The sequence below is a fragment of the Rhizobium sp. KNZ14-9A genome (assembly GCF_056755015.1).
This window is the reverse complement of sequence record NZ_JBPGXB010000002.1, coordinates 1,203,992-1,227,017: the sequence shown is the minus strand read 5'-3', so window position 1 is coordinate 1,227,017 and position 23,026 is coordinate 1,203,992. Positions and strand designations below refer to the sequence as shown.

The 23,026-nt window shown below is 60.0% G+C and carries 27 protein-coding genes and 1 pseudogene; 16 read left to right on the top strand and 12 right to left on the bottom strand.

Features of this window, described 5'->3' with window-relative positions:
- Nucleotides 1–195: 195 nt before the first annotated feature.
- Entirely contained in the window at nt 196–1,062 is an 867-nt protein-coding gene (locus ACR9ZQ_RS12360; RefSeq protein ID WP_481427922.1) for a LysR family transcriptional regulator, read from the top strand.
- A 6-nt stretch (nt 1,063–1,068) separates the two neighbouring features.
- On the opposite strand, the gene ACR9ZQ_RS12355 is transcribed toward ACR9ZQ_RS12360, so the two are convergent.
- Both ACR9ZQ_RS12355 and ACR9ZQ_RS12350 read right to left on the bottom strand, forming a co-directional pair.
- A complete protein-coding gene (locus ACR9ZQ_RS12355; protein ID WP_439015540.1) occupies nt 1,069–1,272 on the bottom strand; it encodes a hypothetical protein in 204 nt (67 codons plus the stop codon).
- Between the two features lie 319 nt (nt 1,273–1,591).
- On the bottom strand, nt 1,592–2,272 hold the full coding sequence (locus tag ACR9ZQ_RS12350; protein WP_481427921.1) for an RNA polymerase sigma factor: 681 nt from the start codon (nt 2,270–2,272) through the stop codon (nt 1,592–1,594).
- A gap of 147 nt (nt 2,273–2,419) precedes the next feature.
- Between ACR9ZQ_RS12350 and ACR9ZQ_RS12345 the strand changes: the two genes are divergently transcribed.
- Nucleotides 2,420–2,941, top strand: coding sequence for a DUF4142 domain-containing protein (locus ACR9ZQ_RS12345; protein WP_477924063.1), 522 nt, complete (start codon nt 2,420–2,422; stop codon nt 2,939–2,941).
- Nucleotides 2,942–2,955: 14 nt separating this feature from the next.
- The gene (locus ACR9ZQ_RS12340; RefSeq protein WP_481429303.1) at nt 2,956–3,276 is read left to right on the top strand and encodes a cupredoxin domain-containing protein; all 321 of its coding nucleotides are present in this window, start codon (nt 2,956–2,958) and stop codon (nt 3,274–3,276) included.
- Nucleotides 3,277–3,300: 24 nt separating this feature from the next.
- Here the strand turns inward: ACR9ZQ_RS12340 and ACR9ZQ_RS12335 are convergent, their stop codons facing one another.
- Together ACR9ZQ_RS12335 and ACR9ZQ_RS12330 are read right to left on the bottom strand one after the other, a co-directional pair.
- Nucleotides 3,301–3,720 (bottom strand): nuclear transport factor 2 family protein, encoded by a 420-nt coding sequence (locus tag ACR9ZQ_RS12335; RefSeq protein ID WP_477924060.1) that lies wholly within the window; start codon nt 3,718–3,720, stop codon nt 3,301–3,303.
- Nucleotides 3,721–3,823: 103 nt separating this feature from the next.
- Nucleotides 3,824–4,564 (bottom strand): phosphatase PAP2 family protein, encoded by a 741-nt coding sequence (locus ACR9ZQ_RS12330; RefSeq protein WP_481427920.1) that lies wholly within the window; start codon nt 4,562–4,564, stop codon nt 3,824–3,826.
- 307 nt (nt 4,565–4,871) lie between these two features.
- Between ACR9ZQ_RS12330 and ACR9ZQ_RS12325 the strand changes: the two genes are divergently transcribed.
- Both ACR9ZQ_RS12325 and ACR9ZQ_RS12320 read left to right on the top strand, forming a co-directional pair.
- Nucleotides 4,872–5,564, top strand: coding sequence for a response regulator (locus ACR9ZQ_RS12325; protein WP_481429302.1), 693 nt, complete (start codon nt 4,872–4,874; stop codon nt 5,562–5,564).
- Nucleotides 5,561–6,730: an ATP-binding protein gene (locus ACR9ZQ_RS12320; protein ID WP_481427919.1), complete on the top strand. Its 1,170-nt coding sequence runs from the start codon at nt 5,561–5,563 to the stop codon at nt 6,728–6,730. Before ACR9ZQ_RS12325 ends, ACR9ZQ_RS12320 begins: the two co-directional genes overlap by 4 nt.
- A gap of 132 nt (nt 6,731–6,862) precedes the next feature.
- Here ACR9ZQ_RS12320 and ACR9ZQ_RS12315 read toward each other — a convergent pair whose 3' ends face one another.
- Complete coding sequence (locus tag ACR9ZQ_RS12315; RefSeq protein WP_481427918.1) at nt 6,863–7,813, bottom strand: DUF535 family protein; 951 nt, start codon at nt 7,811–7,813, stop codon at nt 6,863–6,865.
- A 349-nt stretch (nt 7,814–8,162) separates the two neighbouring features.
- Here ACR9ZQ_RS12315 and ACR9ZQ_RS12310 point away from each other — a divergent pair, with 349 nt between their 5' ends.
- The 8 genes and pseudogenes from ACR9ZQ_RS12310 (at nt 8,163) to ACR9ZQ_RS12275 (ending at nt 14,782) form a co-directional block, all read left to right on the top strand.
- Entirely contained in the window at nt 8,163–8,402 is a 240-nt protein-coding gene (locus ACR9ZQ_RS12310) for a hypothetical protein (protein WP_037107399.1), read from the top strand.
- 15 nt (nt 8,403–8,417) lie between these two features.
- Nucleotides 8,418–10,102, top strand: a pseudogene (locus ACR9ZQ_RS12305) (portal protein).
- Nucleotides 10,102–10,455, top strand: coding sequence for a hypothetical protein (locus ACR9ZQ_RS12300; RefSeq protein ID WP_113324666.1), 354 nt, complete (start codon nt 10,102–10,104; stop codon nt 10,453–10,455). Before ACR9ZQ_RS12305 ends, ACR9ZQ_RS12300 begins: the two are co-directional and overlap by 1 nt.
- On the top strand, nt 10,439–11,146 hold the full coding sequence (locus ACR9ZQ_RS12295; protein WP_310386383.1) for a hypothetical protein: 708 nt from the start codon (nt 10,439–10,441) through the stop codon (nt 11,144–11,146). Before ACR9ZQ_RS12300 ends, ACR9ZQ_RS12295 begins: the two co-directional genes overlap by 17 nt.
- Before the next feature lie 6 nt (nt 11,147–11,152).
- Nucleotides 11,153–12,187, top strand: coding sequence for a major capsid protein (locus ACR9ZQ_RS12290; protein ID WP_310386386.1), 1,035 nt, complete (start codon nt 11,153–11,155; stop codon nt 12,185–12,187).
- 64 nt (nt 12,188–12,251) lie between these two features.
- On the top strand, nt 12,252–12,662 hold the full coding sequence (locus ACR9ZQ_RS12285; RefSeq protein WP_310386387.1) for a Bbp16 family capsid cement protein: 411 nt from the start codon (nt 12,252–12,254) through the stop codon (nt 12,660–12,662).
- The gene (locus ACR9ZQ_RS12280; protein ID WP_310386389.1) at nt 12,655–12,957 is read left to right on the top strand and encodes a hypothetical protein; all 303 of its coding nucleotides are present in this window, start codon (nt 12,655–12,657) and stop codon (nt 12,955–12,957) included. The genes ACR9ZQ_RS12285 and ACR9ZQ_RS12280 overlap by 8 nt, the downstream gene beginning before the upstream one ends.
- A gap of 175 nt (nt 12,958–13,132) precedes the next feature.
- A complete protein-coding gene (locus ACR9ZQ_RS12275; protein ID WP_310386391.1) occupies nt 13,133–14,782 on the top strand; it encodes an SGNH/GDSL hydrolase family protein in 1,650 nt (549 codons plus the stop codon).
- 440 nt (nt 14,783–15,222) lie between these two features.
- On the opposite strand, the gene ACR9ZQ_RS12270 is transcribed toward ACR9ZQ_RS12275, so the two are convergent.
- Entirely contained in the window at nt 15,223–15,552 is a 330-nt protein-coding gene (locus tag ACR9ZQ_RS12270) for a hypothetical protein (RefSeq protein ID WP_481427917.1), read from the bottom strand.
- Between the two features lie 301 nt (nt 15,553–15,853).
- On the opposite strand from ACR9ZQ_RS12270, the gene ACR9ZQ_RS12265 reads away from it, so the two are divergent.
- Both ACR9ZQ_RS12265 and ACR9ZQ_RS12260 read left to right on the top strand, forming a co-directional pair.
- Complete coding sequence (locus tag ACR9ZQ_RS12265) at nt 15,854–16,531, top strand: hypothetical protein (protein ID WP_481427916.1); 678 nt, start codon at nt 15,854–15,856, stop codon at nt 16,529–16,531.
- On the top strand, nt 16,528–17,016 hold the full coding sequence (locus tag ACR9ZQ_RS12260; protein WP_481427915.1) for a hypothetical protein: 489 nt from the start codon (nt 16,528–16,530) through the stop codon (nt 17,014–17,016). The genes ACR9ZQ_RS12265 and ACR9ZQ_RS12260 overlap by 4 nt, the downstream gene beginning before the upstream one ends.
- A gap of 964 nt (nt 17,017–17,980) precedes the next feature.
- Here the strand turns inward: ACR9ZQ_RS12260 and ACR9ZQ_RS12255 are convergent.
- The 5 genes from ACR9ZQ_RS12255 to ACR9ZQ_RS12235 form a co-directional block, all read right to left on the bottom strand.
- Nucleotides 17,981–18,202 carry a hypothetical protein gene (locus ACR9ZQ_RS12255; protein ID WP_113324675.1) on the bottom strand — a complete coding sequence of 74 codons (222 nt, stop codon included), beginning with the start codon at nt 18,200–18,202 and terminating at the stop codon, nt 17,981–17,983.
- Nucleotides 18,203–18,410: 208 nt separating this feature from the next.
- Nucleotides 18,411–18,674: a DUF982 domain-containing protein gene (locus tag ACR9ZQ_RS12250; protein WP_037107432.1), complete on the bottom strand. Its 264-nt coding sequence runs from the start codon at nt 18,672–18,674 to the stop codon at nt 18,411–18,413.
- Between the two features lie 152 nt (nt 18,675–18,826).
- A complete protein-coding gene (locus ACR9ZQ_RS12245; protein ID WP_481427914.1) occupies nt 18,827–20,059 on the bottom strand; it encodes a calcium-binding protein in 1,233 nt (410 codons plus the stop codon).
- Between the two features lie 699 nt (nt 20,060–20,758).
- Complete coding sequence (locus tag ACR9ZQ_RS12240; protein WP_481427913.1) at nt 20,759–21,481, bottom strand: SGNH/GDSL hydrolase family protein; 723 nt, start codon at nt 21,479–21,481, stop codon at nt 20,759–20,761.
- Nucleotides 21,482–21,641: 160 nt separating this feature from the next.
- Complete coding sequence (locus ACR9ZQ_RS12235) at nt 21,642–21,935, bottom strand: hypothetical protein (protein WP_481427912.1); 294 nt, start codon at nt 21,933–21,935, stop codon at nt 21,642–21,644.
- Nucleotides 21,936–22,305: 370 nt separating this feature from the next.
- On the opposite strand from ACR9ZQ_RS12235, the gene ACR9ZQ_RS12230 reads away from it, so the two are divergent.
- Nucleotides 22,306–22,512, top strand: a complete 207-nt coding sequence (locus ACR9ZQ_RS12230; RefSeq protein WP_113324679.1) for a hypothetical protein — start codon at nt 22,306–22,308, stop codon at nt 22,510–22,512.
- Between the two features lie 65 nt (nt 22,513–22,577).
- On the opposite strand, the gene ACR9ZQ_RS12225 is transcribed toward ACR9ZQ_RS12230, so the two are convergent.
- Nucleotides 22,578–22,982, bottom strand: coding sequence for a hypothetical protein (locus ACR9ZQ_RS12225; protein ID WP_442205445.1), 405 nt, complete (start codon nt 22,980–22,982; stop codon nt 22,578–22,580).
- Between the last annotated feature and the right edge of the window lie 44 nt (nt 22,983–23,026).

Below are 23,026 nucleotides of genomic sequence, written 5' to 3'. Positions count from 1 at the left end.
GGCCATCCCACTCGGGCGCGTCGAGCGGATCGGCGAGCGGGTCTTGTCTCTGCTGGCGGCTTTTCCTGTGAATCGCGTTTGCGAGCATGATCCAGTTGAGAAGCATGATCCTGCCTCCATCTATGACAGATCCACCTGAGCTAAGGCGCCGGCCCCGGCAAAGGTAGACGCGCGGATAAAAGGGGGTTTTCACGGATGAAAGAGGCAAGCTGGGATGACCTGCAGCTCTTCTTTCATGTCGCGACATCGGGCGGCCTGACGGGTGCTGCGGCCCGCACCGGCCTCAGCGCGCCCACCATCGGCAGGCGGATGCTGGCGCTGGAGCGGGCGACCGGGCGCACGCTCTTCCGGCGCGGCCCGACCGGCTATCTGCTGGCCAAGGATGGCGAGACACTGCTCGAGCGCGTCCTGGTCATGAAGGAGGCAGCCGAGGCGATCGCCGACTGGCGCGGCGACGTGCTGACCCTGCCGATCGTCTCGACGGGTGCGGATGCCTGGATGTTATGGTTCATCGCCGGCCACCTGCCCGCCGTCTGGCAGCCGGAAGACAGGTTCCGCATGTGTTACAAGGCGCTCGATACCGGCCTCGACCTGACCTATCGCGAGGCGCATCTCGCTATCATGCAGAGGCGACCCGAGCGCGGCAATTTCGCCACGCGCCGCTCCGTCTCCGTTGCCCACGCAGCCTATCAGGCCAGCACCTTCAGCGCCGCCAATCACAACTGGATCTCGCTCGGAACGGAGATTGCGGTGACACCTGCCGACAAATGGACCTTCGAGCAGCCCGACCACTGGATCACCAGCTGGACGAATACGCCGCTGATGCTGCTCCACCTCATCCGCGGCGGCGCCGGCCGCGGCCTGCTGCCCTGCTTCATGGGCGATGCCGAACCCGGTCTGGTCCGCGCCGGGCCTGTCATCGACAGCCTGACCTATGACATCTGGATCACCGTGCATGAGGATGAGCGCCAGCGGCCGGAAGTGCGCATGGTGATCGACAGGCTAAGCGCGCTTTTTGCCGCGCATGCGGACCTGTTTGCCGGCAAGTCTGCCCGCGTTTGAGGCGCGCTACAGGGCGGCTGGAGCCGCCCCATGCCGCGGCCATTGCGGCAGATGCACGGCAGGGTGCGTGACGACCTCGCCTTCAGCATCCTCGTCACAGGCCGTCTGCAGCTTCATGGCGCTGCCTTCGATCTTGTCGAGCAGATTCTGAACCTCATCGAACCGGCCGAGAAGGCGGTGGGTGAGTTTCCTGAATTTCCGTTGGGACATTGATTGCCTCCTTTGATCCGGAACGCGGCGGATCGCAGAAAGTTCGGAGGCGAAGAGCGTTTGTCAGGCCCCACCGCACAGATTGAAACGGCATAATACCTGGCGCCCTCAAAGCCCCAAACGGGAACGAACTCCGCCCCTCCGATGTTATCCGGGCAACAATCACCGGATCAGGCAGGCCCATGAGACTATTGATGATGTTAATCCTGGCGCTGATGATCACATCTGTCGTCGGCATATTGGGCGTGCAGATGTTCGGCGGCAGCAAGAGCGATAAGCCGCCGCCTGTCATCCAGCAGCCGGAGCCCAAATAGAGCCGTTACTTTCCCATCAGTTCGCCCATCACCCGCTCGGTCAGCCGGTCGCATTTCCAGCCGGCAAAGGGAAACGCATCGAGCGCGATCGGGCCGATCAGCTCGTCGAGCTGGCGGCGGAGCAATGCCCGCGCCCGGTGCAGCCGGCTGCGCACGGTTTCGGGCTTGAGGGAGAGCAGTTCGGCGGTTTCCTCGACGCTCATCTCCTCGATCACCCGGGCGATGAAGACGAGGCGGAATTCTTCCGGCAGGCTGTCGGTCGCCTCTTCCACGAGTTTCAGGATCTGTCGCTGCGCCATGGTGGTCTCGGGATTGTCGATGGGCGAACCGGTAGGAAAATCGAGGATGCGGCTTTGCATCCGGGCGGTATCAACGGGCACTTCGGGCGTGCGGCTAGCTTTGCGAAGCCTGCCGAGCGCCTCGTTCATTACGATACGCGTGAGCCAGGTGGAAAAGGCGCTGGCGCCCTGGAAATCACCAAGGTGGCGGAAGGCCTTGAGATAGGCATCCTGCAGGGCATCCTCCGCCATCGCATCATCGCGCAGGATGCCGCGGGCAATGCGGAACAGCCGGCGGTTATAGCGCCGCATGATGGCGCGGAAACCCTCGGGATCGCGTGCCAGCGCCATCGCCACCAGCTCCGGGTCGCTTCTCTCTGCTGCCGCTCTTTCCACCTGCTGCGCCATGGCTCATCCCCTTTTCGCATTGGATGCCGGGGCAGGATAAAGGTTCCCGACATCCGGAAAAATCTTTTCGGGAACGTCTGCCCGATGCCGGCATCCAATTCTGCGTAGGAAACATTGACCGGCGGTATCAGCCGGATGGAGGACCAGATGCAGAAACACCTTATCGCCGCGCTCTCGGCTTTCGCGCTCTCCGCCCCCGCGGCTTTTGCCGCCGGCGCAGCACCCACCGATCCGCAGATCGCCCATATTGCCTATACGGCCGGCGTCATCGACATCGCGGCGGCCAAGCAGGCGGTCGAGAAATCCAAAAACAAGGAAGTCGTCGCCTTCGCCAACGATATGATCCGCGACCACGAGGCCGTCAACAAGCAGGCGCTCGATCTCGTCAAGAAGCTCAAGGTGACGCCCGAGGACAATGATACCAGCAAATCGCTGACATCGGCGGCCGAAAAGGAGCGGCAGAAACTCTCCAAGCTCAAGGGTGCCGCCTTCGACAAGGCCTATGTCGATAATGAAGTGGCCTACCACAAGCAGGTCAACGAGGCGCTGAAGACAGGACTGATCCCGGCAGCCCAGAACCCGGACCTGAAGACCCTGCTCGAAACTGGCCTAAAACTCTTCGAAGGCCATGAGCAGCATGCCGAGCATGTTGCCTCCATGCTGAAATGACGGTCATGAGTGTCATGACGGCCATGGCAATCCTGCCGAGACTCTGCCTTGCGGCCGGCCTTTCCCTTTGCTGGACGGCCGCAAGCGCTGCCACGATCGAGGTCACGATCGAAAAGCTCGAGTTCAGGCCCGCGGTGATCAAGGCGCGGCCGGGCGATACGATCCTCTGGCGGAATAAGGATGTGATGGATCACACGGCGACATCCAGGGGGAGTTTCGACGTGGTGATCCCGGCAGGCAAGACGGGGTCGACAGTCGTCAAGGGCAATGGGGTGGTAGATTATGTCTGCCGCTATCATCCCAATATGAAGGGGCGGATGGAGGTGGCTCCATAGGGGGCGGATGGAATGCCCTCGCCCTCAAACGACAGCCGAACCCCTCGCACCGATCGGGTTGCGCCGGAAAAGCTCGCCGACCAGCCAGCTGTCGAGATAGGCGCGCACTTCCACGATCGTCTCGCCCGAGAAGCGGCAGAGCCAGCAATAGCGGTTGTCGAAGCGCATGCCGTCGCGGGCGGTCGCCATGGAGCGGAGTTCGACGATCGCCCAGTCTCCGTCGATGAGGATATTCTCCGTGGAAAGCTGCGTGCCGTCGGGCAGCACCTTGTGCAGCTTGGCGAAGGTGCCGGCGAGGAATTCCTGTTTGGAATGGTAGTGGCCGGCGAGCGGATGGGTGCCCATGACCGTCCAGTCGACGTCTTCGGCCACCTTAGCGAAGAAAGCGGCGCCGTCGCCCTGTTCGAGATGGGCGAAGAGGGCTGCGATTTGCTGTTTGTTCATGGCGCGTCTCCCCCAAGGATGTTCGCGGGATGCACGGATTGATAGCATGAGTTAGCTGGTGCTGAAATAGCGGGATATTTGCTTGCGGCAGAGATCAATCCCCTCACCGCCAAAGCTTTGAAACTGCATATGCATCCATCCAGCGCCAGACCCAGGCCATGGCGAACATCGTCAGCAGCCAGCCCAGCACGACGTCAGAAAGGAAATGAGCGCCAAAAATCACGCGATTGAATGCCACAAACAGGAGGCAGGGCAACAGCACTATCGCGGCCGCCCACCTGAACCTGGCGGGCACCAGAACCAGCAGCGACAGTGATGCCGCAGCTGCGGAAGCCTCGCCGGAAGGGAAGGAGCAGTTGCGGCTGCACGCGGCGGAAAACTGCCACACCGGCGTAAAATCCATGGTTCCCCCGAACTCGACAAGCTCGTGAGGCCGTACACGCCCGATGAGAACCTTGAGCGTCTGGACCGTGAGGAGCGGACCTGCGGCAAAGCTCAGGAGCACGAACAAGGGCTTCTCGGGCGAACAGAACCGCATCCGTCCCGGCAGGAGCGTCTGCAGCGCGATCAGCACGATCATCGAGCCGATAAGATAGGGTTGTGCAAGACGGCTGATATTCCTTACCTCCCGCAAGAAGGCATTGTCGGCCAGAACAAAGATCCCCCCGCTGACAAACCAGCGCGAGACCATGAGATCGAGATTGGGAAAGACAACAAAAACGAAACTGACCCAGACGATCGACGTGCCGATGACGGCAAGCGCCCGGTCAGCCGTGGATGGCGTTGCCGGCAAGGGCACGCCGTTGGAGGCAGAATTCCACTCATCGAACACAAATTTTCGCAAGCCGGTATCTCCGAAGGCTACAGCATCGGCCCGAAAATCGGAGTCGATTTTCGGAAAGCCTGATGCGTCAAATCAAAGGGTTAGAGCGTCCTTTGTGCGTCCGAACGGACGCGCGGCGCTCTAGTCGGCCGGCAAGCTGATTTCGAATTGTCAAGAAATGGCGAGGAAGGGATCAAGGCGCTGTTGAGAAGAGGTTGCCTGGCTGCTGAAAGCGCGCTTGCAAATTGCAGAAATCTCGCTTGTCCGTGATAGTGGGCGTCCGGCGGCAAAGCCGGCAAAGGCAATTGAACAACTACAGGGCATTGGGGTGGATAACAGTCTCGTTCTGATCGTTGAGGATGAACCGGCAATCGCGCAGATACTGGAAGCCTATTTGTTGCGTGACGGGTTCCGTACCGTTCGCGCCGGCGACGGCGAAATAGCGCTTCAACATCATGCCCATCTGAAACCGGATCTTGTGCTGCTTGACGTGCGCCTTCCGAAACTCGACGGTTTCGACGTGCTCGCGCGCCTGCGCCAGACAGGATCGACGCCGGTGATCATGGTGACGGCTGTTGCCGATGACATCGATCGGTTGACCGGCCTGCGCCTTGGCGCCGATGACTATGTGATGAAACCGTTCAACCCGCAGGAGGTCGTGGCCCGGGTCAAAGCCGTCTTGCGCCGGACGCGGGGAGAACAGGCCGAAGTCATCAAGCGGTTCGGGGCCATAGAAGTCGATTTCGCCAGCTACACGGCGTTTGTCACCAGCAACGAGCGCCGCACGCATCTATCGCTGACGCTCAGTGAATTTCGAATTCTCGCCTATATGATACGCCGTCCGACCCAGGCTTTTGCGCGTGCCGATATTCTCGACGCCTGCCTGCCGGAAAGCGACGCTCTGGTGCGCACCGTCGACACGCATATTTCCAACCTTCGGCGCAAACTGGAAGAGTTGGGGCAGAACGGCTTCTTTCCTGCCGTGAGGGGAATTGGCTATCGTTTTTCGGATCCGAGATGAAGATATTCAGGCTCCCCTCGCTGCCGCTTGCGACGGTCACCGCTGCCATCATCGGAGTAATGCTGCTTCTCAGCGTCGGCATGACCTATCTCGGGGCCATCTGGTATTCCACCTATCTCGAGGAAAGCATCATTGAAAACCTGCCACCGAGAGCCGCGGCTGCTTATCGCGATCTGGACAATGGCGTCGTCCCCGACCAGGATTTGCTCAAGCTCCTCCTCGCTAACCTCAATGGGCTGCAGGAAGAACAGACAGATTTCCAGCTCCAGATCCTGATTCTGACCTGCGGCCTGCTTTCGGCCCTTGTCTGCGCCATTATCGGGATATTTCTGGCGCGACAGATCGCAAGGCCTCTCGCAGAACTCACATCTGCTGCCGAAGGCCTGAAATCCGGCGACTTCTCAGTGAGCGTCGCTGCCTCGCGCCACACCACCCGAGAGGTCTCCAGTCTCATGGATACCTTCAATGCGCTCGCAACCAGCCTCGACAGCATGGAAAAAAGGCTGCGCTTCAACAACATGGCCGTCGCCCACGAATTGCGCACGCCGCTGACGATCCTGCGGGGTTCGCTGCAGGGCATGCTCGATGGCGTTTTTCCGATGGATCGGAAGATGATCTCCGATCTCCTGGTTCAGGTGGAAGGTCTCGGAAGAATTGTCGAAGATCTGCGCACCCTGTCGCTGGCGATCGGCCAGAAACTCGTGATGGAGCGTGCACGGACCGACGTGTCGCAGGTGGTAGAAGCGGTGCTGACATCGGCCAAACCCATGCTGGAGACCAGCACGCTGAAGCTCGAAACCGGTCTGCAACCCGCCTTTATATCGGTGGACTCGCCGCGTATTCGCCAGGCCGTGTTGGCACTTCTGGAAAACGCCTGCCGCTATGCGGCAGACGGCAATTGGCTGCGGTGCGAAACGGAGCGATTGCCAGATGAGAGCGTCGTGATCCGCTTTCTGGATCGGGGCCCCGGATTTCCGCAAGGCATGGATGCTGTGGCCACGAACCCCTTCTGGCGAGGTGATCCCTCGCGGTCTCGTGCAACGGGCGGCACAGGACTGGGACTATCGGTGGTGCAGGCCATCGCGGTTGCCCATGGCGGACATCTTGAATTCGCCAACCGGGAAGGCGGTGGCGCGATGGTCGCAATCCACCTGCGTCCGGCATAACGCGCAAAGACCCGACATTACCGCCATCTGGAATGGTCGCTGACAGCCTTCCTGCAAGATCTCCCCGGCCCGAGATCATGGCCGGCAAACTTGCCATTGCCGGGCATCACCGCGACCCCAGGCGGGGCATCCTCAATGGAACAGTTCGCCGACCGTGTGGAAACGCAATTTGCTTCGGCTACGCCTGTCCGTTCCGCCGGTTGCGGAATTAGGCACCCTGAACCCGTAGATCTCTTCAGGGTCGGCAGAGCGCTCGGCCCAGAACGCATCGATCGCCGACAGCATCATGGAGCGCCGTTTGCGGCGGCGGTACTGGATCGGCTGCCTGGCCCGCGAGACGGCCAGAAAATGCGGCACGCCACCTTCGACGGTCAGCCCCTGCAGGACGATCAGGATCGCCTCCTTCGGGCGAACTCCCAGGAGATCGCGGGTCGCCTCGACGATCAGCCGCTTTCCATTGCGAGGCCCCTGCATGCTGCCGATGACAAAGGTGTAGCCGCCCTCAGAGCCCTGGCGAAGGAATGTGAACCTGCCTGTGCACAGGAGAGCCTTGTCGCGTGTACGGACAAGCTCGATGGCGAAGGCACCCTCGTGACGTCCGCCACAAAGATCGGCCAGTGCGATACGGCACGTATAGGCCTCATTGCGGCCGTTCACGACGCCCATGTCCAGCCGTTCCCCCTGCCACAGCCTCATCATGGTTTCCCTGGCCAGGATCTTTTCCGCAACAAGGAAATGGTCGACGAGACGTGCAAGCCGCTCGGAATTGCGCATTCCGTAAACCAGGAATTTCGACAATGGCTTCTGCAGCAACGCGTCATGCGGGGCCGGAAACCCTCGTGCTGCGGCAAAACCCGCGAGGAAGCGCCACCAGCTGATAGTCAGGATCGGATGGGCGGCAAAGCGAAACCAGAACAGAACGCCGCGCTTCCAACGGGCTCGCAGAACGAAAGTTAGTATTCTCCAGAGCAGGAGAAATCGGAACCGCCGTGGTTCATCAGCAATTTCGGGCGCTGAGTACCGACGAGGAGTGGCGGAAATCTCGCCTTTTGCCGCTGCAGTGATCAATTCATTCTGGATCATATTTTAAGCCCGACGAGTATGGTTGCGGCCAACCATCTGCGGCGGAACTATCAAGATCGTGGCAAGAAACCGTGGTCATCGCGGGGGGAACTGCCGATCAGACCTCTTCGGACATCACCGTCATCTTTCTATTTCCAATGGCATACCGCGGAGCCCGCCAGGGCTCGATTGGTGCCGTTTCACAATCATGGCCTCACGCGCGGAATCCATGACAGTCCCGGCCTTGTGCCGTGTGACACCCCCACAACCTTTCACCCGTAACGCTGCCTCCATCGATGCCGAACCGGCTGGATGGGCCACCCCTCCTCCGCCCGGCTCAACCGCTCACCCCTCACGATCGGATGACCCCATGTGCATGTTCTCCTCGCCGCCGAAAGCAGAGCCGCCGCAGGCGCCACCCGAATACGCCCAGCAGAAGACGCCTGATTATGCCGCGGCCCAGTCCGCTGCCGCACGCCGCGCCTCCGAAAAGGTGAAGGGTGCCCCTTCTACCATCCTCACCTCGCCCTCGGGCGCGCCGCCGCTTGCCGATACGCAGTCGCCGGTGCTGTCCGGCAATGCGCTCAAGAAGACGCTGCTCGGGCAATAAGGGCGGATAGCATCAATGGAAAATCATCGTCGCGATAACGAAACGCAGACAGCCTATCACCGCCGCCGGCTGAATGAGCTGAAGGAGGTTCGCCAGCCATGGGAGGCCGAGTGGCGGGCACTGGCAGAGCATATCGAGCCGACGCGGCTCAGGCTCCATTCCGGCCGGGAAGGCCCGCGCTCGCGTGACAAGATCATCGACAGCACCGGCACCCATGCCTATGAGACGCTGAAATCGGGCATGCATTCCGGGCTCACCTCGCCGGCGCGACCCTGGTTTCGGCTGACGACCTTCGATCCCGATCTGAAGAAGCGGGATTCCGTCAAAGTCTATCTCGCCGCCGTGCAGGACAAGATGCGCGAGGTCTTTGCCGCCTCCAATCTCTACCGCGCCTTCCATATCGGCTACGGCGATCTCGGCCAGTTCGGCCAGTCGGTGGCGATCCTCGTGGAAGATGAGGAGACGGTCATCCGCGTGCAGCAGCTGGTGCATGGCCGCTTCTGGATCGCGAGGGATCACAAGGGCAAGGCGACCACGCTCTACCGCACCTTCCGCTGGAGCGTGCAGCGCATCATCGAGCGCTTCGGTTACGACAATGTGCCGGAGCGGCTGCAGAGCCTCTACGACAGCTCCAAATATGGCGAGTGCTTCGATGTCTATCACGCCATCGAACCACGCTACGACCGCGACCCCAAGCTGATCGACAAGCGCAACAAGCCCTTTCTCTCCAATTACTGGATCGACGAAATCGGCAGCGAATTGCTGGAAGAAAGCGGCTTCGACAGCAATCCCATCATCGCGCCCGCCTGGGAGCTCTCCGAGGACGATCATTACGCGCTGTCGCCCGGCCAGAAGGCGCTCGGCGACATCAGAATGCTGCAGCTGGAACAGACGCGAAAGCTCGAGGGCATCGACAAGAAGGTGCGCCCGCCGATGAACGCGCCGACCTCCATGCAGAACAGCCCGGCCTCGCTGCTGCCGGGTGCGGTCAGCTATGTGGACGATCCGACCGGCAAGGGTTTCCGCCCGGCGATGGAGGTCAATCTCAGCCTGATGGAGCTGCGCGAAGATATCCAGGAAGTGCAGAACCGCATCGAGAAGACCTTCTTTGCCGATCTCTTCTTCGCGATCACCAATATGGAAGGTGTGCAGCCGCGCAACCAGTTCGAGCTGACCCAGCGCAAGGAAGAGCAGCTCCTGCAGCTCGGCCCGGTGCTGGAAAACGTCTTCGGCGACCAGCTGGGGCCGACGATCGACCGCACTTTCGACATCCTCGCCGCCCGCGACGAGCTGCCCCGCCCCCGCCGGAGCTGCAGGGCACGGAGCTGAAGGTGGAATATATTTCGACGCTCGCCCAGGCGCAGCAGGCGGTTGCGACAGGTGCGATCGAACGCGGCGTCGCCTTCATGGGCCAGGTCTCGGCGGTCAAGCCGGAAGCGCTCGACAAGCTCGATGTCGACGAGGCGATCGACCTCTATTTCGATGCGATCGGCGCCCCGCCCTCGATGATCCTCGCCGATGACAAGGTGGAGGATATCCGCGCGCAGCGGGCCCAGCAGATGCAGGCGGCTCAGACCGCGCAGATGGCCTCGCAGGTGGCGCCTGCCCTCAATCAGGGCGCCAAGGCCGCACAGGTACTGGCCGATGCCAATGACAACCCGAATGGATCAGCGCTTCTGCGCCAGCTGGGTCTCGCCTGATGGATCATTTTAAGGATCAACCGTCTCTGCCCCACAACGTCGAGCGGGATGAGATCACCGCGGCGTTCCGCGAGGTCTTCGCCACCGCATCCGGCAAGCGCGTGCTGTTCTGGATGCTGGAACAGTGCGCGATCTACCAGGAGGCTTACGCGGGGGAACTCGTCAACGCCACGCATTACACGCTGGGCAAGCAGGGCGCCGGTCGGCGGCTGATCGCCGAGCTCGACCGCATCGACCCGACACTCTACCCGCGCCTGCTGCTGGCGATCGCGGATCTCAAGGCAAATGACAAGGCAGCGGCGGCAAGCCGCGCCGCAAGTGAGGAAGGCGAAGACCATGACAGCGATGCTTAAGATCGGCAGGCCGGAAATCGCGATGAGCGCCGAAGGCCCAAATAGCGGCGGCGGTGGCAGCGGCAGCAGTGAAGGTGCTGCACCGGAAACCATTCTCTTTCCCGATGATATGCCATCACCGGATGGTGACACCGGTGGCGATGACCACGCCGAAACCGAAGACCGCGACGCCGGCAAGCCCGATGATAGCGGCGACGACCCTGCCGACCGCGTGCCCGACGATGGCCGCTACACGCTGACCATGCCCGAAGGCATCGAGGTGGATCAGGAGCTGATCGATGCGCTCGGCCCTGACTTCCACAATCTCGGCCTCACAAACCGGCAGGCGCAGCAACTGGCCGACCGCTTCATCGAGATCCAGGGCCGGCGCGGCAAGGCCGCATCCGAAGCCTGGGCCGGCCGCGTTCAGGGCTGGGCCGACGAGGCGCGGAAAGACCGCGAGATCGGCGGGGCGAAATGGGGCGGCACCGTCGGTTCGGCACAACGCGCGCTTTCCCGCTTGGGCACCCCGGCGCTGCGCGAATATCTCAACACCAGCGGCGGCGGCAACCACCCCGAAATGATCAGAATTTTCGCAAAGGTCGGATCGATGATCCAGGAGGACAACCCACCGAATGGCGGCGCGGGCGGACACGGCCGGAAGGCCGAAACCGCGCACCTGATGTTTCCCAAAGACGCACCGAAGGGCTGATAAAACATGGCCACCATTGGCAGCTACTACCCGACACTTGTTGACGCATTCAAAGGCTCTGCCGAAGGCGCCGTCATCGAGCTTCTCTCCCAGCAGAACCCGATCCTCGACGACGCGATGGCCGTCGAATGCAACATGGATGCCGTGCACCGCCATATGGTGCGCACCGGCCTGCCCTCTGTTTCCTGGGGCCGGCTCTACCAGGGCATCAAGCAGTCGAAAGCCACCATGCAGCAGGTGGACGATACGACCGGCTTCGTGCATGCCCGCTCCGAAATCGACATGCGCCTGCTCGATCTCGCACCGGACAAGGCGAAAGCCCGTCTCGTCGACACCATGCCCTTCATCGAGTCCCTGAGCCAGGAAATGGCCTCCGGCCTCTTCTATCACGATACGGCAACGACCCCGGAGAAGTTCAAGGGACTTTCCGCCCGCTACTCCGCCTATAACCCCAACCTGCCGAACCCGGCGCAGCCGAATATCGCCAGCCAAGTGGTGCATGGCGGCGGCACCGGGGCCGACAACACCTCCATCTGGTTCGTCACCTGGGGCGACCACGCCACCCACCTGCTCTACCCCAAGGGCACGAAGGCCGGCGTGAAGATCGACGACAAGGGCGAACAGCGCGTGCTGGATGCCAATGGCGACCCCTACTATGCCAAGGAAACGCTCTACACCTGGCATCTGGGCGCAGCCGTGAAGGACTGGCGCTACAATGCCCGCGTCGCCAATATCGACGTCTCCGACATGATATCAGGCACCGTCGATCTCTGGGCGCTGATGCGCAAGGGCTACTACCGCCTGCAGTCCCGCCGGCTGAACGCCAAGGCGAGCCGCATCGCCATCTACATGAACAAGGATGTGCTCGAAGTGCTCGACGTCCAGTCCACCGACCGGGCGCTGACCTCCGACCGGCAGAACACGGTCCACCTGACCACGCAGTTCGTCGAGGGCCAGGAAGTGAAGTTCTATCGCGGCATCCCGATCCGCGAGACGGACGCCATCCTCAACACCGAAGCCGCCGTTCCGGCGCTCGCCTGATCGTCTGCATCAGCCCGCCGTTATCAGGCGGCGGGCGCCCCTCCCTTAACGAAAGGCACATCCCATGATTTTCGACCGGCAGACGCTGCTTTCGGACGCACAGGCGATCACCGCAACCGGCCCCAGCACCAATGTCATCAATCTCGGCCCGATCAGGACGGGTCTGACCCGCGATATCGGTAAGGGCGAACCGATCCCCTTCCTGATGCAGGTGGTGGAAAGCTTCAACAACCTGACGTCACTCGCCGTCACCATCCAGACCGACGACAACGAGGCCTTCCCCTCGCCGAAGGCGGTCATATCAACCACGCTCACGCTGGCCGACCTCAAGGCCGGCAAGATCATCCCGCCGAGCCATATTCCGCGCGGCACGGATGAACTCTTCCTGCGCCTGCTCTACACGGTGACGGGTACTGCGCCGACCACGGGCAAGATCACCGCCGGCTTCACCGCTGGGGTTCCCTCGCATGGTTGATGTGATCGCCATCGAGCGCGGCTATTTCGGCGGCGCCAGACGCGAACCCGGCGAGCGCTTCGCCCTGCCGGACGCGCTCTGGAAGGACGAAAAGCGCCGCCCGAAATGGGTGCGGCTTGCCCGATCCGGCGCCAGGGCGGAAGCGGAGCCGGCCGAGAAAAAGCCGGCCGCAAAGCCAGCCAAGCCCGCCACGCCTCCCGAGCCAATCGGCAACGGCGTGCAGGAAGCCCTTGGCGGCCCCGCCCCGGACTGGGTGGCGCCGGAAATCCAGAACTCCTCCCAGCCTGGCGACTGACACAAGCTGATCGACAGGCCACCTCTGGAGCGCCGCGCGCCCACCCGGACGCACAAGGGACGCTCCAGCTCTTTCATTCGACGCATCAGGCTTCCGAAAATCGAATCCGATTTTCGGGCCGATGCCGTAGCGGCCTCGGCCGCTCTTTTTCTCTCCGAGCGAAGGCAAGGCGCCAATGGCGAAACTCTATAATATGCAGCGCGTCCAGGGCGTCGTCATCGTTTCCGACGGCACGCGCATGTTCAACAACCGCCCTGTCATCGGCATCCGCGATGTGGGCAGTTCCACGCTGTTTACCGATAACAAGCCCGTCCTCGGCATCGATATCATCAGCGATGGCGCGACTGTTTATAACGACCTGCCCGTGCTCGGCGCCGTCAGGATATCAGACGGGCGCAGCCTCTACGGCAACGCGCCGGTCGTTCCCGTGAAGGGCGCAGATATCGTGGTGCCGCTTCCCGCCCTGCCTCTGGCGACAGGCGCAAAGATCATGGGCCTCGGCCACAGCTTCATCGGCCTCGGTGCCGCGCAGACCTATACCGCAGGACAGACGGCGACGAATGGCCATACCGGTTTCTATGAGAATGGCCGCACCGTCCTCTCATGGATCAAGGCAGCCGATGGCCGCTTCAACCTCGACATTTTCGCCGAACTCAACCATCCGTTCTTCACGCCGAGTTCCTTTGCGGCCTTCTCGGGCGCCATGGGCGGAAAATCAGGCGATTGCCTTTTCCCGGTTCCCGGCCTGGAAGCGCAATTCCCCGGCACGCTGGCCCGCACCGCCTACGCTCTCGGCCAGAAGCCGGACATCGTCTATATCGACATCGGCTATAACGATATCGTCCGAAGCAGGACGCTTGCGCAGATCGTTGCGGACCTCGACACCCAGGTGCAGCGCATCGTCGATGCCGGCATTTACGTCATCCTGCAGACACTGAGCTGGACCAACACGCTCGACGATCAGCCCGGCACCGACGATCCGGCATGGCCCGGCATCCTTGACGGCGTCAATGCGTGGATCATGGCGCAGGCGGGCCGCGAAGGCGTCATGCTCTGCAACACGCTTGCGCTCGATGGCCCCGCCTCCGGCATCTCGCCTGCCATGTTTGTCGATGGACTTCACCCCAAGCCCGACCTGATGGCAAAACGATCAGACATCCTCCTGCCGATCCTGCAGGGCATGGTTTCGGCCGGGGAAACGCGCTCGCTCGACCCGCTCGCCGCCTATAACATCTTCCCGCCCAAGGGCACGCCGGGGATCACCGGCACCAAGACAAACGTCACCGGCGATGTCGCCACCGGCATGCGCCTGGTTCGCGGAACCGGCACCTCGACCTATGTCGGCAGCAAGGAAGTGGTGGCGGCCGGAAACGAGAAACAAGTGATCACGATCACGCCCGTCAACGACGCGCTCGCCGTCCATACCGTGACCTACGGCCTGCCCGCCAATCTCAGCCTGGCAACGCTCGGCCTCGTCGCCGGCGACTGGCTCGAAATCCAGATCCCGGTCGAGCTGAACGACTGGGCGGGCTGGGACTACCTCGACAGCTCCATCCGCGGCCCCGTCCAGATCGGCAACACGGTGACGGCCACCAGCGGCGGCTGGACGACGGGTAACTACATTGGCGGGCGCAACCGCTCGCTCATCTGCGGCTCGAAACTCTGGCTTCCGACCGGGCTGACGATGACGAACATCCGGCTCGATAACCTGCTGATCCTGCGGCACCTCTGCAATACGGGCGGCACGGGGGTCGCAAAGATCGGGGCGCCGATCATTCGTAAGCTTGCTGCTGATCCTCAGGCCGCATGGAAGCTGGCGACCTGACCCCCGCCGTATCTGAAGCGGGTGTCCTGGATGCCTTCAGTTTGTCCCTCAGCAACAAGAGCAATATCCCTGCTAAAATGAAGGCCTGCAAGGACAAGTAGGCGTACAAGATCCACCAGAACATGGCTCATTCATTCTCCCCCTAGGTGGGAGTGAAATATGACAGCAGTTACTACGGAAAACAGGGACCAAGGTCTGATGTGGCGACCCCGCGTGGAAAAGGGTGCCTCCCGGTCAGGGAAAGACACCCTTTTCTTGCCGACTCTGAAGGCGCCAGCAGGAAAGAAATTAGCGGACAGACCGCAGTCTGCAATCGGACCAAAGTCCGACGCCGACTAATTCGATGCCTCCGGCCAGCGCATCGCTCAAGCGGCGAGTAGCTAAGGCCAGAAACACCCGTTCCACCGACATCACGCGATCGGTTGCAGCATCCGCTACCCTCATCTGCTAGCGAGGACCTTCTTGCCGAAGAGCCTCGCAATGAAAGCCGTTGCCACGCGCAATGCAACGGGTGCGGCAGAGGGCCGGCGAATGCTCGGCTGCAGGCCCGCCTTCAGGCGGGAACGTGGTGTCGGATGGATCTCATCTCTCATGGACCAACCATCGCCTTCCCGGGCGTCTACGCCCCGAGGCGAAATCGCTTCTTTGACGACCCTGTCCTTTGAGCTGACGATACCGGAAACGTTGCCTTTGTTCACAGCGACGGTCTGTATCAACTCGTCTATGTCGTAAACCTGCTGCGTTTCTTCAAACAGCTGCTCGATGCCCATTCCACCCGACCCCGGAAGCTCAACCCGAAGGGAGCGGTATCAGGCTGGAAATTGCACGTAAATCGCGCAATGCAACAAGCCCGAGAGAAAATCAGATCAAGGTCAACCGGTAAGGTTAAATCCCGCAAGGCGGCGGGTCCACTACCCTCATCACCGCCGATCGTCGATCGCCGGAGTGTTCCTTCAGGCCAATGAAGAACCGCAAGCGCTGTAACGCCAGCGTCGTCTGAAGCTTTTGCTGGCAGCGGATCTTTTATTCCCTGATCTTCTCGTTAAGCTGCAGGAAGCATTGGGGGATTACATGAAAAAGCTATTGTTTCTATTGGTTTCGCTAGCTTTATTGGCGTCAGGCGCAAACGCACAATATCGTGAGGCCCACACCGTCAATCTATGGATCGACGAAATTAGAGCTCGCAACCCAGTGGCATATGCAATCCTCAAGGATCATATGCCTGAAGCGCGCAAGATAGACAGGATGTTTCAGGCCGGAAACGCAGATGCTGCTCAAAGAGAAATGGTCGCGGTTGTCTGGAAATATCGCGATCGTGCATTCTCACGCGCTGGCGACGCCGCGGCGATCGAGGTGGTAAGAAAGACGAATGAAATCATTGATTTCCTCAGCAAAAACTATCCGCAAGGATGCCTTGAACTCCTCCGCCAACAATTGTCTCTGAAAACCCTGTCAATTCTCGAAGAGACGCAAATCTATCCGCGTTATCTCGAGGCCCAGCGGCTGGCCTATGAGGATGGGAAAAATCACGCCCCGATTGCAAGGATGGACATACCGACCATGTATGACGTGGTGACCAACGATTTGGGAGTGAGCGACGCCGAGATACACATGATCGTCAAGCCCGAGAGCATCCCTGTCGTGCAACTATGTTCCCTCGCAAGAAAGAACCTCAATATCGACGCCATCAGGGAGTCTCAAAGGGGTCAATACGCAAGAGCGAATATCTCGTCGAAGAGAGCACAGTGAATATCTGGCGTCGGTTCATCCAGCTATGGCAGTACTTTACGCTCGCCTGGATCGTCACTCTTTCATCAGTCTGCTGGCCGCTCGTCACCAATGATTTGTGGTGGGCGGGCGAGACTAAGGTAGAAGAATACGCCTTGACCAAGTTGCCGGTGCGCTGCATCGAGGCCCGTGGCACGTTTGCCGTCGATTACGAAATGCGCGACCCGGCGGAGCCATGGAATCGCGACCCCTATGAAGGGTACGACCTAACGTGCTGGTACGGCGAAGAGCAATTCAAAGCACTATGGCCAGAATATAAGAATGCGTCGTTCAACGAGATCTCAGCCGCTCGATATTGGTCTTTGGGCTGGGCCAAGACAACAGATCGCTATACCTTGACGAAGCTGGCCGCGTTTATCGTATTGGGACCGCCGCTGATTGCTCTTGCAATCGGTTACCTCCTCCGGTTGGCATATTCAGGTCTGCCTCCCGGCGCCTCGCGATGAAGCGACCATGCTCGACGCACCCGCCGACTTGACGCCGAAGCAAGCTATGTCCTTGCCGACTCCGTCATATACGTCGGCGGGCGCAATCGCTCGCTCATCCGCGGTTCGAAACTCTGGCCTCCGCCTAGGCTGACGATGACGAACATCCGCCTCGGCAACCTGCTGATCCCAAGACACCGCTGCAATACGGTTGGCACCGGGGTCGCTAAAATCGGGGCGCCGATCATCCGCAAGATCGGCAGTCCGAGAGCTGTCTCGGAACTGGCGGCCTGACCCGCCACCCCAAAACGAAGCCCGCCAAAGGGTGTTGGCGAACTTCCCAGGAGAAAGAGTTGAAAAGGGTGCTCGGGGTCAGGAAAGAGACACCCTTTTCGTGCTGACTCTGGAGGCATCAGCCGAACAGAAATTAGCGGGCAGATCGCGGTCTTCAATCGGACTAAAGTCCCACACGCCGCGCCCGACCCTCCTGCACGACCGCACATCCGAACCGATAGTGCGAGCGAGATTCGACGTGGCGAACCGCGAGACGCGAAAACTTTAGAAAATACGAAAATAAAAAACTATTCGTGTAATTTGATGATACTGTAGCCGATGATAGAATAATATTTTAACTGAGGCAAAATCATGAAATCGCTTTTTCCAGAAATGTCTACAAGGCAGATAGTCGTATTCATGATCGAGACATCCGTTCTCGTTGCATCGCTCGTTGCTGTTCTCTCTGTAACGATACCTTTGCTCTGATTTCGACGCCCTTGTGAGTTGAAGCGGACCTTCTTTGAAAACGGCGTCCCTCTGACAAATAAAAGCGGCGACGGCGAAATCGCAAAAAGAGGCCCGCCGAAGCGGGCAAGTTTTTCTGAGGAAAGGTCAGACCGCGCGGCGGGGTGATTGAAGGGTCAAGGGGACATGCATCCGCCCGTGTGGTCCATGCGACCTTAACTGGCCCGATATCTAAAAGTTCCGATCAGATTTTACCTCTGGCAGCAGAGACCAAAACCTTCAACTGGTCGAAATTGTGCACGCCCTCGCGGAACAGTTCGATGGTAATTGCGGCGATGCGCGCCGTCTCCTCGTCATCCCTGGCAAGCTGAAATTCCGCCTGCACGGCATCCAGCACGCGCTGGCAAATGGCGAGGTCTTCCGACGTCATCGGTTGATCGCGCCCGCTTATGTGACGTTCAATCATTCGATCCCTCCATCATTGGAAATCGGGATTCGAGATAATTTCGGATGGCGGATTTTCAAGCGCGTTTCGCCAGAATCTGCGGGCAGGCAGAGGCCCGGCCCCTCGTGCTGACCAGGCCTCCCCATCACCACCTCGTCAGTGCTGAGCATGGCGGCGGGTCACTACCCTCATCGCCGCTGCTCGTCAATCGTCGGAGCGTTCCTTGAGGTCAATGAAGAACGGTAAGCGCTGTAACACCAGCTTCGTCTGCGGCCCGGATGATGGCCGCTCTGAGCTCGTCGGCTCCGGCTTTACCGGTCATCACGTCCAGGCAGGCTTTCACGGCAGACAGGAACTCCTCGCCATCGTCGGATGGCCATTCCCTCATCAGCGCGTTGGCAGCTTCCCCGACCGTCCGGACAATCAAACGTCTGTTCTCGTCCTTGAAGACAAGGATGACCGGATCGAATGATGCAGAAGTGTCCCATTTCATTACGCTTGGTTCCCGACGAACTAACATATCGGTAACCTTGCAAAAGTCATGCCGCTGCACGCTGCGGTTTGGAAATTACCGTTGGCCGCATGGCTGAATGACGAAAAACGGCCGGCGAAAGCCGGCCGTTCCAGAGGCGGTAACTGCGGTCTTCAGACCAGCAGAGAGCTGTTGATCAGGATATCGCTATGGTCGAAGAAGGCCTTGTTCGCACCGATGAAGGCGATGTCCTGCGCGGCATGGGCCGTGCCGGCGCCATCGGCATCGTAGGAGAGAATGCCGGAAGCGGCATTGTAGATCAGCTCCGGGCCGGCCTTCGTCCCGGCTGCACCCCACTTGCTGACGATCTCAAAGGACGCGGCATCCACCACGCCGTTATTGTCGAGATCGAGGCCTGTGAAGGCAGCGCCGAGCGAGATCTTGTCGTTGGCATCGAAATCCCAGATCGAGTCCTTGTTGGCGGCACCCATCTCATTGAAATGGAACGTATCCGCCCCGCCCTTGCCATAGAGGCTGTCATTGCCTGAGCCGCCGGCGATGACGTTGTTGCCAGCATTGCCGGTGATCATGTTGGCAAGACCGTTGCCGATGCCGTTGATGGCAGTGCCGGACAGCCGGAGGTTTTCGACGAAGGCGTTGTCGTTGAGATTGACGCTGACCGAGGCCCAGATCGTATCCGTGCCGCCGCCTGCCGCTTCGTTGACGACGCGGTCGCCGGCATTGTCGAAGACATAACCGTCATCGCCTACCGAACCGTGGACCGTGTCGGCACCGCCGCCGGCATCGATCCAGTCATTGCCCGACGTGCCGTAGAACGTGTCGGCAGCGGCCGAGCCGATGATGTTCACGCGCTCCACCGAGATCAGCCTAACGGTCGAGTGGTAGCCGTCAGCGCCGAGGATATCGTAGACGACCGCGTTGCCGTTCACCGTTGCAGTAACGGACTGAGCGAGAGAGAAGTCGAGTGCAGCGTTGTCAGTACCGTCCTCACCATCGAAAAATGCCGATTGGCCGTGGTCGATTGCCCAGGGAAGTTCTCCTCCGCCCAAGCCTTGCTTATACACCAACGTATCGTCGCCCGTGCCGCCGAAGATTGCGTTGCGCGATTGGTCGCTTGTGACGAGGAACTTGTCGTTGCCTTCTCTGCCCTCAAGCACGTTGTTGCCCGCGAAGCCGTTGAGAATATTATTACCATCGCTTCCAATGATGCGGTTGTCGAGTTCGTTGCCATAACCCGATGAGTTCCCCCTCCGCAGGTCGAGGTTCTCAATGTTCGCCCCGAGAGTGTAGGTCAGGAGTGTTGTGCTAACGGTATCGCCAAAACCAAATTGGCCACCGAGTTCGATCACCTGATCGCCAACATCATCGACTGAATAGTTATCCATCTCCGTTCCGCCAATCATTATGTCGGCGCCAGCGCCGCCATTTAAGAAGGCGCTTCCAAAGGAGCCGCTGACGGAAATGTAATCATTGCCTGCACCCGTCACGATGTTGGCGAATATTGAACCGGTTACCTCAACGTGATCATCGCCATTGCCTCCATACACTTTGACAGACTGGGCGGTCACATTCGCGTTTAGCGGTGAATTGGAAGTCACGCCGGAGGAATAGGCGGTCCACATTGTGGCATCGCCGGATAAATATGGATCAAACGACGGCCCCGATCCGAGAGTAACGCCTAGCGACGTGTCGAAAGAACCGATCGACAGGGAGGATGTATTTGTTGATCCCCCGGTAAATGTTGTTCCGTTGATGAACTGGCCCAAATAAGCGCCATCATTGGTGTAGCTAATTACAAGCGTTCCCATAAAACCCCACAAAAAATCTGCGCACGCGGGATTTCTTCCATAGCCACAACCAGAAGTCAAAGCATTGGTTAACAAATACCCAATACTGTTGCATCGCAGCAATATTTTAGATCATATAAATATATAGATACTATAGGCGTCCTCTCGCCCATCAAAATTGAGTGCGCCCAGCTTCCTCCAGCGCAGAAATACAGCAATGTTGCGCCCGGAAGACGCAAATTCCGATCATCACCACCACTGTACCAGCTTAAACCCGCGGCAAGTCCTGCCGCTTGCCTACCGCAGCCCAGCCTCTGCCAGCGAAGACCTCAAGATACTGTACCCATCCGGTGACAAGTGCAGTTTATCAACTGCATAATTCGCGCATCCCTGCTTGGCGAAGCCGCATGTCAGTTCATCCTCGTCGATCTTGACAAGCGTCACGCCGGTTTTTCCAGCCAGGTCCCGTTCGATGTCTGCATTCACCACGAGACGGTCCTTGGCGCGGAAGGTGAAGCCCGAGCCGCGCGGAAGGATGGGCACGACATAGATCGGGCTGTCGCTCCAGCGGCTTCTGAGCTCGTCGACGACCGCCACGACACCCTGCGAAACACCGCAGGGGGCAAAGGAGCCATCCCACAGGTTGTTGGTTCCTATGATGAGGACGATGTTTTTGGGCTGGATTGCCGGCGGCATTTCCTTGAGGCGCCAGAGGAGCTCCTGGATGTGGTCGCCGAAGATGCCGAAGTTTCCGATGGTCGAGGCGCCAAAATCACGCTTGAGATCAGGACCCCAGTTCTCCGCCAGGGAATCCCCGAACAGCGCCACGTCGAGCGCGCCGGAGATTTTCTGCTGCTGCTGTGCCTTCATGACCCGGACGGGAGACTGCTCGATGACAGGGGTTTGCGCGACGAGAGCCTGGACGGGATCGCAAGCTGGAGCGGCATTCGCCTGGGGCGCGGCCCAGAGCAATAGTCCGGCGATCGCGCAAGGGAGCAACCGCGTCACAAAATCCGTCATTTCGAGCCTCGCTGCCAAAGCGTGTCGCGATATCAGGGATTCGCTGACCACCGCTCCAGGTTTCTGTTTTCCGCATGTCGTGATCGCAAAACCGCAGCACGGTCTTGCGCGGCACAGTTTAGCGTGCGGATTTTGCCGTGATTATGATGCGGTCGACAAACTAGAAAAGAAGCCACAAAAAAGCGGCCAGCAACAGCGCCGCGGCGATGAACTTCAGGATCGTGACTCGAGACGGGGGTGGCTTCCTGCGCGCGACGATATATGGCTCGATGATATTCTGGAAAAAGATGTCCCGGTCTTCGGGTCGCGTGGACATCAGTTGTACGTACCGGGATATCGTGATGCCGCTTGCCTGGGCGCTGCCACCATCGGCGTATTGGATCTCAAGGGTGCGGTCGCCCTCATTGTACTTCACCTTCCGCACCTTATGACACTCATAGGAAGTCCAGGTCATTGTGACATCCGAATAGAATTGTTCCCGATGTGAAGGACTATTGCTCGCTTTAGGCGATAGCCAGGCTGGCTACATAGTCATACATGACGCTGATCTTGACAAATTGCCCATAATAGTTAGTTGCGAACAATTATTTAGCGCAATGCCACCCGCCACCGGTTTGCAACCAGGATGTGACAGTCGTTATATCTTTTGATGGAAAGCCGGGGTAGGAGATGGCAGAGAGATCCAGGTTCGTCTCCTGCTGCGTTTGCAGCATCGGCAGCGGGCAAGTGAGAGTGGGCAGCAGGAAAGTCTACTGAAACTTGCGGATTGCAACCGAGCGAAGAAAGCGCTGCTCAGGTGAAGAGCTCACCTGCTACGATACGCGATGAAGCCACAGCATTACCTCTTGATCATCTTCGTTGCGCCGCCGCTCATTGCGCTTGCGCTCGGGATTTTCATGATCGCCGCATCATTCCATCATGAGCCGGCGGACCCGCGTTCGACAGGAACGATCGGTGTCAAAAAAGGCGGCAGGATCGGCAATCCCGGCTATACGCTTCCGCCCCCGCAACCAGGCGGCGACTTTCAATAGAATTGCCCAAACTGTGGCCACCCCTCGCCCACCGCTGTCAGCGCTGCTTCAGCTCGCGCCGTCTCTCAGGATCTGCGCGCCAGCGGCGGCAGGGTAATGAAGGGATTGTCGGGATCGTAGCTCATCCCCGGCTTGCCCCTGCCGGGCTTGAGCAATCCCGGCGCAAGATGGCCGTTCGGGCCGAAGAGATAGGCGCTTCCCGCGCAGAGATGGGCAAGCGCGCGGTAATCGAAATAGCGGAAGGTGCTGTCTGCGAGGAAGGCCGCCTCGTTATAGGCCTTGCCCTTGATCTCGGCAAAGCGGGTCTCGGCCATATAGGCGTAGAGCGCCTTCTTGTTGAGCGATGCACCGCTGCACAGAGTGGCGAGCGAACTGGCGAGCTTGACGACCCTCAATGTCTGGGCATCCGGGTTGTCGAGCGGCTTCATGGCCTGGGCGACGTAATGGTTCGTCGCCGGATCGTTGGTCATGGATTTTTTCCAGGAGGCCGGCAGCTCCGCCGCGGTGGCCCAGT